Origin of the sequence: Sphingopyxis sp. JAI128 (genome assembly GCF_014207235.1) — a bacterium.
Classification (GTDB): Bacteria; Pseudomonadota; Alphaproteobacteria; order Sphingomonadales; family Sphingomonadaceae; genus Sphingopyxis.
This window is the reverse complement of the sequence record NZ_JACHDA010000003.1, coordinates 660,311-672,981: the sequence shown is the minus strand read 5'-3', so window position 1 is coordinate 672,981 and position 12,671 is coordinate 660,311. Positions and strand designations below refer to the sequence as shown.

The following is a 12,671-nucleotide window of genomic DNA, read 5'->3' as shown; positions in this document are numbered from 1 at the left end:
CCCGGCTTCCCCAACGATAGTAAACCAGGGAGGCCGGAGGGGGAGCGGGACGGAGCCGCTAAGCTTCAGCTCTGCTGAAGCACAAAATTACTGGGTGGGACCGGCAGTGCCCGGCGCGCCGACCGCGCCGATATTGCCGAAAATATCCTCGAAGAAGCTGCGTTCGCGACCGAGCGTCGGCGTCTTGTCGCCTTCGGGGCTGATCCTGCTGACCAGTTCGAGCCCTGTGCGATCGACTGCGGCGACATTGCCCGCCGGGTCGAAGCGGACGCGCAGCACCTGCTGGTCGATCGGGCGCGGCCGGGCGAAGGCGAGCTGGCGCGTTTCGCGCGAGACATAATAATATTCATTGTCGCTGAACTGGCCGACGAAGGTCGGACGGCCCAGCGTCTTTTCCACCGATTCCCGGTTATCGACGCCCGGCGTGATCGCTTCGGTCAGCATCGGGTCGACGACATAGCCCTGCCGCCCTTTGAGCTGCGCGCAGCCGCTGGCGGTCAGCGCGAGCGCCAGCCCGGCGACGATCAGGCGCACAGGCCGGGCGGGAAGCTTCGGATAAGGGGTCGGCATCACATATCTCCGTTGCGCCACCTGATAGCGGGCGCTGGCAATCGCGCCTCTTAACCGCAAGCGGTCCGCGCATACAAGCGGCTTATGCCGCCGCAAAGCTTGCGCCAAGCTGACTCACAGCCCTTTTCGGACGACGTGATTCGGCCTAAGCGTCGGGCATGTTTTCCTCACTACGCAAATTGTTCTTATCCGAGCCCGATCCACGCGAAGCACGCCGCCCGCTGTGGGGTGCCGTCGTCACCACCGCGCGCGCGCCGCACTGGTACGCCGAAGGCACGGTTCCCGATACGCTCGACGGCCGCTTCGACATGATCAGCCTTATCCTCGCGATCGTGCTGCACCGGATCGACGAGGACCCGCGGCAGGGACTCGCGGGGGTCCAGCTCACCGAATTGTTCGTGAACGACATGGACGGCCAGATGCGCCAGATCGGTTTTGGCGACATGGTGGTGGGCAAGCAGGTCGGCCGGATGATGAGCGCGCTGGGCGGACGGCTCGGCGCCTATCGCGCCGCCGACGGTTCGGACGAATTGCGCGCCGCGTTGATCCGCAATCTGTGGCGCGGCAACGCCCCCGCCGATGCGGGGCTGGCGCATGTGATGGCCGAGGTTGCGACGCTCCGCGCGGCGCTCGCGGCGATGCCCGTATCCGATCTTATCGTCACCGACCGGCTTCCCGGGGCAGCGACTTGAGCGCGGCGCCCGAATTTCCGCTCATCGTGACAATCGCCGACGCCGCGCACGGCCGCACCATTGCGGTCGAAGCCGACGCCGATGCACGCGCGCGGATCGCCGCGCGGCTGGGGCTCGCGGGCCTCGACCGTTTCACCCTGACCGCCGAGGTTCGCGCGATCGCCGGCGGCATCGCGGCGAAGGGCGCGGTACAGGCCGACCTTGTCCAGAATTGCGCAGCGACCGACCTGCCTGTCCCGGCAGCCATCAGCGAGTCCTTCGACCTGCGTTTCCTGCGCGACGTCGATGCGCCCCCGAGCGAGGATGAGGAAATCGAACTCGGCAGCGACGAGCTGGACCTGCTCGCGCTCGAAGGCGACCGGATCGACCTTGGCGATGCGGCGGTGCAAACGCTCTCGCTTGCGCTCGACCCCTTCCCGCGCCATCCCGACGCCGATCGCATCCTCGCTGAAAAGGGCGTCCTCAGCGAAGAGGCGGCGGGGCCGTTCGCGGCGCTGGCGAAGCTGCGCGGAAAGCCGGACGCTTAATAGCGCGGTTCGGATTCTTCGGGGACGAGGTCGGCGACCGCCGAATCGAGCCCCTCCTCATCCTTTTGTGGCGGCGTTTCGGCGGCGGACTTATCTGCCGCCCTTTCGTTGCCTATCGGGCGCAAGGCGCCGCCGAGCGCATTGGCCAGGCCGGCGAGCTGTTCGCCGATCACCGTATCGACGGCGGGCGCGATGTCGGCGACCTTGAAACGCATATAACCGCCGACGACATAATCGAACCGCAGCGCGCTGCCCGTCGGCGTTTCCTTGATCTGGATCGTCAGCGTGCCCGTAAGCGCCTCGCCCTGCAGCGGGCCGAACGCACCCGACAGGCGCAGCATCTCGTTCGGTTTCGCAAAGACGATGCGCGCGTGCTGGACGCTGCCGAGGCCCGATTCGCCATTGGGCAATTTTTCGCAGAAACATCCGCCCGCCTGCGAATCGAGCCAGAAATTCGCGGCATCGCCCGACCAGCTATGGTCTTTCGACCACCAGTTTTGCGGCATGCGGAGCATTTTCCACACATCGGCGGGCGCGGCGGCGACCTGCGCCGTGTGCGCGACGGTAAAGCCCGCCTCGCCCTGGTCGACGACCTTGGCTTGTGCGACGGGTGCCAGTGCCAGGGCGCCCGCCATCGCAGCGGCGGAAAAATATCCGGAAAATCGCATCTGCCCGTCCCCCTTTGCGCCACGATAACCGGCGCCGGAGAAGCTGGCTAGCCGTCAACTCGCGAGGATGGTTTCAATCGCGTCGTTGACCTGATCGATCGGCGCCATGCCGTCGACATGCGTCACGATGCCGCGCGCGTCGTAGATCGGCAGGATCGGCGCCGTCTTGGCGCGATATTCGGCCATGCGCGTGCGCACCGTTTCCTCATTGTCGTCGGGGCGGCGCTTGAATTCCGAGCTGCCGCAAACGTCGCAAACATTATCCACCTTGGGCAGCTTGTAGCGGTCGTGATAGCCCGCGCCGCATTTGGCGCAGCTGAAGCGGCCCGTGATGCGGTCGACGAGCGCGTCTTCCTGAACCTGCAGTTCGATCACATGGTCGAGCTTGCGGCCACGGTCGCTGAGGATCGTGTCGAGCGCGTCGGCCTGTGCCGCGGTGCGCGGATAGCCGTCGAAGATCACCGAGACATCGGCGCCGAGTTCGTCGAGCCGCTCGCCGATCAGGCCCGAGACGATTTCGTCCGAGACGAGTTCGCCCGCGTCCATCACCGCCTTTGCCTGCAGGCCCGTCGGCGTTCCCGCCTTGACCGCGGCGCGGAGCATGTCGCCCGTCGAGAGCTGGACCATGCCATGCTCCTGTTCGAGGCGCGAAGCCTGCGTACCCTTGCCCGCCCCCGGCGGACCCAGCAAAATGATGTTCAGCGTCATGGAAGCCCCTGTTGCCTCTGCCGTGTCGCCGTTGCCGTAGCGGGCGCCTTAGCGCCGCGCAACGCCGCCTTTCAATTTGGCCTTTTTGATGAGGTCGCCATATTGATGCGCGAGCATGTGGCTCTGGATCTGGCTGATCGTATCGATCGTCACGTTCACGATGATCAGCAGGCTGGTGCCGCCGAGCTGGAACGGGAGTCCCGATCCGGCGATGAAATATTCGGGAACGAGGCAGATGATCGCGAGATAGGCCGCACCGATCACCGTGATGCGCGTCAGCACATGATCGAGATAGGCGGCCGTATTCTTCCCCGGGCGGATGCCGGGGATGAAGCCGTTCTGGCGCTTCAGATTGTCGGCGGTCTCTTCGGGGTTGAAGACGACGGCGACGTAGAAGAAGCAGAAGAAGATGATCCCCGCGGCGTAAAGCGCCATGTAGAGCGGCTGCCCGTGCGCGAGATACTGGTTGAGCGTGATCAGGAAATCGCCGGTCGCGGTGTCGCCCTGGACATTCTGCCCCATCATCTGCGTCACCGTCAGCGGCATGAGCAGAAGCGACGAGGCGAAGATCGGCGGGATGACGCCGGCGGTGTTGACCTTCAAGGGCAGGTGGCTGCGGTCGGCCTGCATCACGCCGCGCTGCGTCGCGCGCTTCGGATACTGGACGAGAACACGGCGCTGTGCGCGTTCCATGAAGCTGATAAAGGCGATGATCACGATTGCGCCGCCGAGCACCGCGATGATCGTACCGCCGCCCATCGACCCTTCGCGGACCTGCGTGAACATCTGTGCAAAGCTGCGCGGCAGCTGGGCAAGGATGCCCGCCATGATGATCAGCGACACCCCATTGCCGATGCCGCGGCTGGTGATCTGTTCGCCGAGCCACATCAGGAAGAGCGTACCGCCGACGATCGAGATGACCGCGCCGACGCGGAACATCATGCCGGGATCGACGACCGCGGCGATGCCCTGGCTCGCGCCGAGCGATTCGAGTCCGACGGCGATGAAATAGCCCTGGATCGCGGTCAGCGCGACGGTGCCGTAGCGCGTATACTGGTTGAGCTTCTTGCGCCCGCTTTCGCCCTCTTTCTTGAGTGCGGCGAGGCTGGGCGACAGCGCGGCCGCCAGCTGCACGACGATCGACGCCGTGATATAGGGCATGACGCCGAGCGCGATGATGCTCATGCGCTCGAGGCTGCCGCCCGAGAAGGTGTTGAAGATGTCGAGGACGCCGCCCGACGCCGCCTGGCTGTAGAGCGACGCGAGCGCGACGGGATCGACCCCCGGCAGCGGCACGAACGACAGGAAACGAAAGACGATCAGCGCGCCGATCGTGAACCAGATGCGGTTCTTGAGCTCGGTCGCCTGACCGAACTTCGAAAAATTGAGGTTGGATGCAAGCTGGTCGGCGCGAGAGGCCATGGGTAGTTTCCTCGAGGATATTCCGGACCGCGCCCCCCGCGACCCGGCGCCTATGTGCGTTCGGCGGTCGCGAAGCGCAAGGGGAAAGGCCTATTTAGCGGTGAGCCGACGCTCCGGTTCCGCTTTCAATATCCGTTCGAATCGAGCGAAGTCGAGAGGCCTCTCGAACTTGGCTGTCCCGGCGGGTGTCTCAACGTCGCTCGACACGAACGGGAAAGGGGTTCGTCAAATGAGGAAGGGCGGCTCCTGAGGAACCGCCCTAGCCGAAATTATTCCGCCTTGGCTTTGGCGCGGCGCTGGGCCTTCTTGCCTTCGCCTTCGGCCTTGGGTTCGGGAAGCTCGACCTTGCCGCCCGCCTTTTCGACCGCCTCGATCGCGCCCTTCGACGCGCCGGCGACGGCGAAATTGAGCTTTGCGGTCAGTTCGCCCTTGGCGAGGAGGCGGACGCCATCCTTGCCGCCGCGGGCGACGCCGGCGGCCTTGAGCGCGGCGTGATCGATCGTCGCCTTCGCGTCGAGCTTCTTTTCGTCGACCAGCTTCTGGATCATGCCCAGATTGACGATCGCGAAATCCTTGCCGAAGATGTTATTGAAGCCGCGCTTCGGGATACGCATGTGGAGCGGCATCTGGCCGCCCTCGAAGCCGTTGATCGCGACGCCGCTGCGGGCCTTCTGACCCTTTTGGCCGCGGCCGGCGGTCTTGCCCTTGCCCGAGCCGATGCCGCGTCCGACGCGCATGCGGCCCTTGCGGGCACCGTTGTTGTCACGAAGTTCGTTAAGCTTGATAGTCATGGTTGCACTCGCTTTCGCTGTATTCGCGCTATGGACCGAAAAACTTCAGTCCGGTTCGATTTCACTCGACGGCTGAAAGCCGGGATAGGGCCCGGCCTTCTCCATCACGATGGCCTGGGCGACATAGCCGCGGCCATCGACGCTGGTGATCGAGGGGCTCCCGTGAAGCTGCCACCCCCGGTTGAGCAGGCCCTCGACACGCGCGCAGAATGCGCTGTCATCGGGACCGGTCAACAGGCGATACAGCTTCACCGGTGTTTAGCCCTCTACAACTTCCACCATGTGCGGAAGCTTGCGGATCATGCCGCGCACTTCCGGGGTGTCGACCAGTTCAACCTCGCGGTGCATCTTGCCCAGGCCGAGGCCGGTCAGGATCGCACGCTGGCTCTTCGGACGACGGATCGGCGAGCCGATCTGGCGAATCTTGATCTTCTTGTCGGCCATGGTCTTACTCCGTCACCGCCGCGGCTTCCGCCTCGGCTGCGCGGTCGGACGCACCGCCACGCTTGATCAGGTCCGAAACCTTCTTGCCGCGACGCTGTGCGACCGACTTCGGGCTGGTCTGTTCGCCGAGCGCCTCGAAGGTCGCGCGGATCATGTTGTAGGGGTTCGACGTGCCGACCGACTTGGTCACGACATCGGCAACGCCCAGCGATTCGAACACGGCGCGCATCGGGCCGCCGGCGATGATGCCGGTCCCGGCGGGCGCCGAACGCAGCGTGACATTGCCCGCACCGAAATGGCCGCGGCCGTCATGGTGCAGCGTGCGGCCGTCGCGCAGCGGAACGCGAATCATCGCCTTTTTCGCGGCGGCGGTCGCCTTCGAAATGGCTTCGGGCACTTCGCGCGCCTTGCCATGACCGAAACCGGCGCGGCCCTTGCCGTCGCCGACGACGACGAGCGCGGCGAAACCGAAGCGCTTGCCGCCCTTCACGGTCTTGGAAACGCGGTTGATGTGGACGAGCTTTTCAATGAGCTCTTCGCCGCCATCCTCGTCGCGCGGACGGCGATCGTCGCGGCGGCCACGGCCACCGTCACGGCCCCCGCGTCCACCGTCGCGGCCGCCGCGGCCACGGCGACCCGTGACTTCGGCGTTGGTCGTTTCAGGTGCGAGGACCGCCTCGGGCTGGTTGCCCTGACCCGTGGTGTTTTCTTCAGCCATAATCAGAACTCCAATCCGCCTTCGCGTGCCGCGTCGGCCAGCGCCTTGATGCGCCCGTGGAACAGGAAGCCGCCGCGGTCGAACACGACCTGCGTCACGCCCGCCTTCTTGGCGGCAGCGGCAAGGCGCTTGCCGACATCGGCCGCCGCAGCGGTGGTCGCGCCGGTTTTGCCCCGGACATCCTTGTCGAGCGTCGAGGCAGCGGCCAGCGTCGTGCCGGCGGCGTCATCGATGAGCTGCGCATAGATATGACGGCCCGAACGGTGCACCGACAGGCGCGGACGCCCGGCAGCACGCTGGCGGAGGGCGGTACGGACGCGCTGGCGCCGTTTTTCGAAAGGGGTAAGATGTGCCATGGCTTACTTCTTCTTGCCTTCTTTGCGGAAGATGTACTCGCCGCGATATTTGATGCCCTTGCCCTTATAGGGTTCGGGCTTACGCCAACGGCGGATTTCCGCCGCGACCTGGCCGACCTTCTGCTTGTCGATGCCCGTGATCTCGATCGTCGTATTGTCCGGCGTCTTGATCTCGATGCCTTCCGGCACCGCAAAATCGACATCGTGGCTGTAGCCGAGCTGCAGCTTCAGCGTCTTGCCCTGCGAGTTGGCGCGATAGCCGACGCCGGTGATTTCGAGGACCTTGGTGAAGCCTTCGGTCACACCGGTGATCAGGTTCTGGACCAGCGTGCGCTGCATGCCCCAGAAAGCGCGGGCTTCGCGGGTGCTGTTCGCAGGCTGGACCGAAATGCTGCCTTCGCCGACTTCATATTTGATGTTGTCGGACAGCGGCATCGCAAGCGTGCCCTTCGGACCCTTTACCGACAGCTGGCCGCCATCGATCGCGGCGGTGACGCCGCTGGGGATTTCCACTGCCTTTTTACCAATGCGCGACATCAGAACACCTCCGCCAGCACTTCGCCGCCGACATTATGCTCGCGGGCTTCGGCGTCCGAGAGAACGCCGCGCGGGGTCGACACGATGGTGATGCCAAGGCCGTTGCGCACGATCGGCAGCTCTTTCGAGCCCGAATAGATGCGGCGGCCCGGCTTCGAGACGCGGGCCACGTGGCGGATCGCCGGCTGGCCTTCGAAATATTTCAGCTCGATGCGGATGCCCTTGTGCTGGCCCTTGGCGCCCAGCGCTTCTTCGCTGTAGCCGCGGATATAGCCTTCGCGCTGGAGAACATCGAGAACGCGGACGCGCAGGGTCGAGGCGGGGGTGAGGACGCTGTCCTTCTTCGCCTGCTGGCCGTTGCGGATGCGGGTGAGCATATCACCCAGGGGATCGGTCATTGCCATCTGTTAAGTCCCTTACCAGCTCGACTTCACAACACCGGGGATCAGGCCCTTGTTGGCCAGATCGCGGAGCTGGATACGGCACAGCCGGAATTTGCGATAATAGGCGCGCGGGCGCCCCGTCAGCTCGCACCGGTTACGGATGCGGGTCGGGTTACCATTGCGCGGGATTTCCGCCATCTTGAGGCGCGCGATCAGACGCTCGCCATCGTCGAGCGACGTGTCCGCCGCAATCGCCTTCAGCTTCGCGTAACGGCCGGCATATTTCTTCACCAGCTGCTTGCGACGCTCGTTCTTGTTTACCGAACTCAGTTTCGCCATGACTTAAGTTCTCTTTCCTTCTTGAAAGAGCCTGCCTGGTCCCGAAGGATCAGGCGGCTTCCTTTTCCTGCGCTTCGATCGGGAAGGGGAAGCCGAACAGCTTGAGCAGTTCGCGCGCTTCTTCGTCCGTACGGGCGGTGGTGGTGACGATCACGTCCATGCCGCGCACCTGGTCGATGCGGTCATAGTTGATCTCGGGGAAGATGATCTGCTCTTTCAGGCCCATGGCATAGTTGCCGCGGCCGTCGAAGCTGGTCGCCGACACGCCGCGGAAGTCGCGGATGCGCGGCATGGCGATCGTGATCAGCCGGTCGAGGAATTCATACATGCGTTCGCGGCGCAGGGTGACCTTGCAACCGATGGGCATGCCTTCGCGCAGCTTAAACTGGGCGATCGACTTCTTCGCGCGGGTCACGACGGGCTTCTGGCCGGCGATGAGTTCCATCTCGGCAGCGGCCGCTTCGACCTTCTTCTTGTCCTGCGTGGCTTCGCCGACGCCCATGTTGAGCGTGATCTTGTCGATCTTCGGCACTTCCATCGCATTCTTGTAACCGAATTTCTCGGTCATCGCCTTGACGATCTTGTCGTCATAGAGCTTCCGCATGCGCGGGGTGTAGGTGTCAGCCATTGATCGTCTCCCCGGACTTCACGGCCACGCGGACCTTCTTGCCGTCCTTGGTTTCAAAACGAACGCGCGTCGGCTTGCCGGTCTTGGGATCGGCGAGCGCAACCTTGCTTGCGAACAGCGGCGCTTCCTTGCGCTCGAGACCGCCCTGGGGGTTGGTCTGGCTCGGCTTGCGGTGGCGCGTGATGATGTTGACGCCTGCGACGACGACCTTGCCGTCCTTCGGCAGGCTCTGCGTCACTTCGCCGGTCTTGCCCTTGTCCTTGCCGGACAGGACGACGACCGTATCGCCCTTCTTGATCTTGTTCGCCATGGTCAGAGCACCTCCGGCGCCAGGCTGATGATCTTCATATAGCCGCGGCCGCGCAGTTCGCGGACGACGGGGCCGAAGATACGGGTGCCGATCGGCTCCTCATTCTTGTTGACGAGCACGGCGGCGTTGCTGTCGAAACGGATCACCGAGCCATCGGCACGGCGCACGTCCTTCGCGGTGCGGACGATGACGGCGCGATGCACGTCGCCCTTTTTCACCTTGCCGCGCGGCTGTGCTTCCTTGATCGACACGACGATCACGTCGCCGACGCCGGCGGTGCGACGCTTCGACCCGCCGAGCACCTTGATGCACTGGACGCGCTTGGCACCGCTGTTGTCAGCGACTTCCAATTGTGACTGCATCTGGATCATCGATGCATTTCCTTCTTTTTTGGCCTACCGGGCAATCCCGGCGGTTCCGTGAAAATCAGCTCAGGCGTCAGCAGCCGTCTTGGGCTTGCTGTGGGTGTCGACCTTGTCGAGCACCTTCCACGTCTTCAGCTTCGAAATCGGCTTCGTTTCCTCGATCCGGACGGTTTCGCCAGCCTTGATGGCATTGTCCTCATCGTGGGCGTGATATTTTTTCGAACGGCGGATGATCTTGCCGTACAGAGGGTGCTTCACCTTCCGTTCGACCTTCACCACGACGGTCTTGTCGCCCTTGTCGGACACCACCGTACCGGTCAGAATGCGCTTCGGCATCGATAGTCTCCTTACTTCGCAGCCGAGCGCGAACGCTCGGTCTGCTGCGTCTTGATGCGGGCGATCGTGCGCCGCACTTCCTTGACGCGCGACGCTTTTTCGAGCTGGCCGGTAGCCGCCTGGAAGCGGAGGTTGAACGCCTCGCGCTTCAGTTCGCCAAGCTGTTCGGCGAGCTGGTCGTCGGTCTTGGCCTTGAAATCTTCGGTCTTGGCCATGTCCTTAACCCTCCAGATGCGAGGTGTCGCCGAGGCGGGCGACGACCTTCGTCTTGATCGGCAGCTTCATCGCCGCGCGTTCGAACGCCAGCGCGGCCACGGGGCCGGGAACGCCGTCGAGTTCGAACAGGATGCGGCCCGGCTTCACGCGCGCGGCCCAGAATTCCGGCGAACCCTTGCCCTTACCCATACGGACTTCGGCAGGCTTCGACGACACGGGAACGTCGGGGAACACGCGGATCCACAAACGGCCCTGGCGCTTGATCGCGCGGCTGATCGCGCGGCGAGCCGCTTCGATCTGGCGTGCGGTGATCCGCTCGGGTTCCATCGCCTTCAGCCCGTAGGAGCCGAAGTTCAGCGCGGTACCGCCCTTGGCATTGCCATGGATGCGGCCCTTGAAGGCCTTGCGGAACTTGGTTTTTTTCGGTTGCAGCATGTCAGCAGTCCTTAGCGGCGATCTTCACGGGCCGGACGGACACCGGTCGTCTGCGCATCGAGCATCAGACGGTCGGTTGCCATCGGATCGTGACCAAGGATCTCGCCCTTGAAAATCCAGACCTTGATGCCGCAAACCCCGTACGCGGTGTGCGCTTCGGCTTCGGCATAGTCGACATTGGCGCGCAGCGTGTGCAGCGGCACCCGGCCCTCGCGATACCATTCGGTGCGCGCGATTTCGGCGCCGCCGAGACGGCCGGCGCAGTTGATCCGGATGCCCTCGGCGCCGAGACGCATCGCCGATTGAACGGCGCGCTTCATGGCGCGGCGGAACGCGACGCGGCGCTCGAGCTGGTCGGCAATACCCTGGCCGACGAGCTTGGCGTCGACCTCGGGCTTGCGGATTTCGACGATGTTCAGCGACACGTCGCTGCCCGTCATCGCGCCCAGCTTCTTGCGCAGCTTTTCGATGTCCGCGCCCTTCTTGCCGATGATGACGCCCGGACGGGCGGCATAGATCGACACGCGGCACAGCTTCGCCGGACGCTCGATCACGACCTTCGAGATCGCGGCCTGCGGCAGGTGCTTGAACACGAACTTGCGGATCTTCAGATCCTCGACAAGCATGCGGCCATAGTCCTGGCCTTCGGCGAACCAGCGGCTGTCCCAGGTGCGGTTGACCTGCAGGCGCAGGCCGATCGGATTGCTCTTCTGGCCCATCTTACGCCTCTTCTTCCTGTTCGCGCACGACGATGCGGATGCGGCTGAACGGCTTGACGATCCGGGTCGACTTGCCGCGGCCACGCGCATGCCAGCGCTTCATCGAGATCGACTTGCCCACGCTCGCTTCCTTGACGACGAGCGCGTCAACGTCGAGGTTGTGGTTGTTTTCCGCGTTGGCGACGGCGCTGGCGAGCACCTTGCGCACGTCGACGGCCATCGCCTTCTTCGAGAAAGCGAGGACGTTCATCGCGTCTTCGACCTTGCGGCCACGGATCAGCGCGGCGACGAGGTTCAGCTTCTGCGCCGAGCCGCGAATCTGCGTGCCGACCGAGAGCGCCTCATTGTCCGCAACGCGGCGGGGGGACTTTTCCTTGCCCATTAGCGTTTGCCCTTCTTGTCAGCCGCGTGGCCGGGGAAGAAGCGCGTCGGCGCAAATTCACCCAGCTTCATGCCGACCATGTCTTCATTGACCGATACCGGCACGAACTTGCGGCCGTTGTAGACGTTGAAGGTCAGCCCGACGAACTGCGGCAGGATGGTGGACCGGCGCGACCAGGTCTTGATCGGGGCAGAGCTGCCGCCGTCCTGGGCCGTTTCGGCTTTCTTGAGGAGATGAAGGTCCACGAACGGACCCTTCCAGACCGAGCGAGCCATGGCTTACCTCTTCTTCTTGGCGTGACGCGACCGGATGATCATCTTGTCGGTCGACTTGTTGTGACGGGTACGAGCACCCTTGGTCGGCTTGCCCCAGGGGGTCACCGGATGGCGGCCACCCGAGGTGCGGCCTTCACCACCGCCGTGCGGGTGATCGACCGGGTTCTTCGCGACGCCGCGGGTAAGCGGACGCTTGCCAAGCCAGCGGTTGCGACCGGCCTTGCCGAGGTTGGTGTTCTGGTTGTCGGGGTTCGACACCGCACCCACCGTGCCCATGCACTCGCCGCGGATATAACGCTGTTCGCCCGAACCGAGACGCACGATGACAAGACCGCGGTCACGACCGACGACCTGCGCATAAGTGCCGGCAGACCGGGCGATCTGGCCGCCCTTGCCCGGCTTCATCTCGATATTGTGGACGATCGTGCCGACCGGCATCTGCGACAATTCCATCGCATTGCCCGGCTTCACGTCGGTCTTCTTGCCCGCGACGATGGTGTCGCCGACAGCCAGACGCTGCGGCGCGAGGATGTAGGCTTGCGTCCCGTCCTCATATTTCACGAGCGCGATGAACGCCGTGCGGTTGGGGTCATATTCCAGACGCTCGACGGTGGCCGGCATGTCCCACTTGCGACGCTTGAAGTCGATGAAGCGGTACTTCTGCTTGTGGCCGCCGGCGATGCCGCGCGAGGTCACATGACCCTTGTTGTTGCGGCCGCCGGTCTTGCGCTTGCCTTCGGTCAGCGCCTTGACGGGCTTGCCCTTCCACAGCGCCGACTTGTCGACGAGGATCAGGCCGCGTTGCGCGGGGCTGGTCGGATTATAGGATTTGAGTGCCATTTTTCTGTCC

The 12,671-nt window shown here is 64.2% G+C and carries 24 protein-coding genes; 2 read left to right on the top strand and 22 right to left on the bottom strand.

Annotated features, from left to right (window positions below):
* Window positions 1-87: 87 nt before the first annotated feature.
* A complete protein-coding gene (locus HDC35_RS10715) occupies window positions 88-570 on the bottom strand; it encodes an outer membrane protein assembly factor BamE (protein ID WP_184646431.1) in 483 nt (160 codons plus the stop codon).
* A 158-nt stretch (window positions 571-728) separates the two neighbouring features.
* On the opposite strand from HDC35_RS10715, the gene HDC35_RS10710 reads away from it, so the two are divergent.
* Together HDC35_RS10710 and HDC35_RS10705 are read left to right on the top strand one after the other, a co-directional pair.
* Window positions 729-1,262 carry a ubiquinol-cytochrome C chaperone family protein gene (locus HDC35_RS10710; protein ID WP_184646429.1) on the top strand — a complete coding sequence of 178 codons (534 nt, stop codon included), beginning with the start codon at window positions 729-731 and terminating at the stop codon, window positions 1,260-1,262.
* Window positions 1,259-1,789: a DUF177 domain-containing protein gene (locus HDC35_RS10705; RefSeq protein ID WP_184646427.1), complete on the top strand. Its 531-nt coding sequence runs from the start codon at window positions 1,259-1,261 to the stop codon at window positions 1,787-1,789. Before HDC35_RS10710 ends, HDC35_RS10705 begins: the two co-directional genes overlap by 4 nt.
* On the opposite strand, the gene HDC35_RS10700 is transcribed toward HDC35_RS10705, so the two are convergent.
* The 21 genes from HDC35_RS10700 to rplB all read right to left on the bottom strand — a co-directional run bounded on the left by HDC35_RS10700 (window position 1,786) and on the right by rplB (window position 12,661).
* On the bottom strand, window positions 1,786-2,457 hold the full coding sequence (locus tag HDC35_RS10700; RefSeq protein ID WP_184646425.1) for an SRPBCC family protein: 672 nt from the start codon (window positions 2,455-2,457) through the stop codon (window positions 1,786-1,788). The two genes, HDC35_RS10705 and HDC35_RS10700, sit on opposite strands and share 4 nt — an antisense overlap.
* A gap of 54 nt (window positions 2,458-2,511) precedes the next feature.
* Complete coding sequence (locus tag HDC35_RS10695; protein WP_184646581.1) at window positions 2,512-3,159, bottom strand: adenylate kinase; 648 nt, start codon at window positions 3,157-3,159, stop codon at window positions 2,512-2,514.
* A gap of 54 nt (window positions 3,160-3,213) precedes the next feature.
* On the bottom strand, window positions 3,214-4,587 hold the full coding sequence (gene secY / locus HDC35_RS10690; RefSeq protein WP_184646423.1) for a preprotein translocase subunit SecY: 1,374 nt from the start codon (window positions 4,585-4,587) through the stop codon (window positions 3,214-3,216).
* A gap of 269 nt (window positions 4,588-4,856) precedes the next feature.
* Window positions 4,857-5,378 (bottom strand): 50S ribosomal protein L15, encoded by a 522-nt coding sequence (gene rplO / locus HDC35_RS10685; protein ID WP_184646421.1) that lies wholly within the window; start codon window positions 5,376-5,378, stop codon window positions 4,857-4,859.
* Between the two features lie 45 nt (window positions 5,379-5,423).
* Complete coding sequence (locus HDC35_RS10680; RefSeq protein WP_037556386.1) at window positions 5,424-5,630, bottom strand: DUF1737 domain-containing protein; 207 nt, start codon at window positions 5,628-5,630, stop codon at window positions 5,424-5,426.
* A 6-nt stretch (window positions 5,631-5,636) separates the two neighbouring features.
* Window positions 5,637-5,822 (bottom strand): 50S ribosomal protein L30, encoded by a 186-nt coding sequence (rpmD, locus tag HDC35_RS10675; protein WP_037515666.1) that lies wholly within the window; start codon window positions 5,820-5,822, stop codon window positions 5,637-5,639.
* A gap of 4 nt (window positions 5,823-5,826) precedes the next feature.
* Window positions 5,827-6,540 (bottom strand): 30S ribosomal protein S5, encoded by a 714-nt coding sequence (gene rpsE, locus HDC35_RS10670; protein ID WP_221438192.1) that lies wholly within the window; start codon window positions 6,538-6,540, stop codon window positions 5,827-5,829.
* Window positions 6,541-6,542: 2 nt separating this feature from the next.
* Complete coding sequence (rplR, locus tag HDC35_RS10665) at window positions 6,543-6,896, bottom strand: 50S ribosomal protein L18 (RefSeq protein WP_120221718.1); 354 nt, start codon at window positions 6,894-6,896, stop codon at window positions 6,543-6,545.
* Window positions 6,897-6,899: 3 nt separating this feature from the next.
* Window positions 6,900-7,433 (bottom strand): 50S ribosomal protein L6, encoded by a 534-nt coding sequence (gene rplF, locus HDC35_RS10660; RefSeq protein ID WP_184646419.1) that lies wholly within the window; start codon window positions 7,431-7,433, stop codon window positions 6,900-6,902.
* Window positions 7,433-7,837 (bottom strand): 30S ribosomal protein S8, encoded by a 405-nt coding sequence (rpsH, locus tag HDC35_RS10655; protein ID WP_037556380.1) that lies wholly within the window; start codon window positions 7,835-7,837, stop codon window positions 7,433-7,435. Before rpsH ends, rplF begins: the two co-directional genes overlap by 1 nt.
* 12 nt (window positions 7,838-7,849) lie before the next feature.
* Complete coding sequence (gene rpsN / locus HDC35_RS10650) at window positions 7,850-8,155, bottom strand: 30S ribosomal protein S14 (RefSeq protein ID WP_037556379.1); 306 nt, start codon at window positions 8,153-8,155, stop codon at window positions 7,850-7,852.
* A 49-nt stretch (window positions 8,156-8,204) separates the two neighbouring features.
* Window positions 8,205-8,783, bottom strand: a complete 579-nt coding sequence (rplE, locus tag HDC35_RS10645; RefSeq protein ID WP_058805188.1) for a 50S ribosomal protein L5 — start codon at window positions 8,781-8,783, stop codon at window positions 8,205-8,207.
* Window positions 8,776-9,093 carry a 50S ribosomal protein L24 gene (rplX, locus tag HDC35_RS10640; RefSeq protein ID WP_184646417.1) on the bottom strand — a complete coding sequence of 106 codons (318 nt, stop codon included), beginning with the start codon at window positions 9,091-9,093 and terminating at the stop codon, window positions 8,776-8,778. The genes rplE and rplX overlap by 8 nt, the downstream gene beginning before the upstream one ends.
* 2 nt (window positions 9,094-9,095) lie before the next feature.
* On the bottom strand, window positions 9,096-9,464 hold the full coding sequence (gene rplN / locus HDC35_RS10635; protein ID WP_011543078.1) for a 50S ribosomal protein L14: 369 nt from the start codon (window positions 9,462-9,464) through the stop codon (window positions 9,096-9,098).
* 60 nt (window positions 9,465-9,524) lie between these two features.
* Window positions 9,525-9,794 carry a 30S ribosomal protein S17 gene (gene rpsQ, locus HDC35_RS10630; protein ID WP_039578283.1) on the bottom strand — a complete coding sequence of 90 codons (270 nt, stop codon included), beginning with the start codon at window positions 9,792-9,794 and terminating at the stop codon, window positions 9,525-9,527.
* An 11-nt stretch (window positions 9,795-9,805) separates the two neighbouring features.
* The gene (gene rpmC, locus HDC35_RS10625) at window positions 9,806-10,009 is read right to left on the bottom strand and encodes a 50S ribosomal protein L29 (RefSeq protein WP_184646415.1); all 204 of its coding nucleotides are present in this window, start codon (window positions 10,007-10,009) and stop codon (window positions 9,806-9,808) included.
* 4 nt (window positions 10,010-10,013) lie between these two features.
* Window positions 10,014-10,445 carry a 50S ribosomal protein L16 gene (rplP, locus tag HDC35_RS10620; protein WP_058805191.1) on the bottom strand — a complete coding sequence of 144 codons (432 nt, stop codon included), beginning with the start codon at window positions 10,443-10,445 and terminating at the stop codon, window positions 10,014-10,016.
* 11 nt (window positions 10,446-10,456) lie between these two features.
* Window positions 10,457-11,164, bottom strand: coding sequence for a 30S ribosomal protein S3 (rpsC, locus tag HDC35_RS10615; protein ID WP_184646413.1), 708 nt, complete (start codon window positions 11,162-11,164; stop codon window positions 10,457-10,459).
* A 1-nt stretch (window position 11,165) separates the two neighbouring features.
* Window positions 11,166-11,546: a 50S ribosomal protein L22 gene (gene rplV / locus HDC35_RS10610; protein ID WP_054589690.1), complete on the bottom strand. Its 381-nt coding sequence runs from the start codon at window positions 11,544-11,546 to the stop codon at window positions 11,166-11,168.
* The gene (gene rpsS, locus HDC35_RS10605) at window positions 11,546-11,821 is read right to left on the bottom strand and encodes a 30S ribosomal protein S19 (protein ID WP_037556370.1); all 276 of its coding nucleotides are present in this window, start codon (window positions 11,819-11,821) and stop codon (window positions 11,546-11,548) included. Before rpsS ends, rplV begins: the two co-directional genes overlap by 1 nt.
* A 3-nt stretch (window positions 11,822-11,824) precedes the next feature.
* On the bottom strand, window positions 11,825-12,661 hold the full coding sequence (gene rplB / locus HDC35_RS10600) for a 50S ribosomal protein L2 (protein ID WP_184646411.1): 837 nt from the start codon (window positions 12,659-12,661) through the stop codon (window positions 11,825-11,827).
* Window positions 12,662-12,671: the final 10 nt, after the last annotated feature.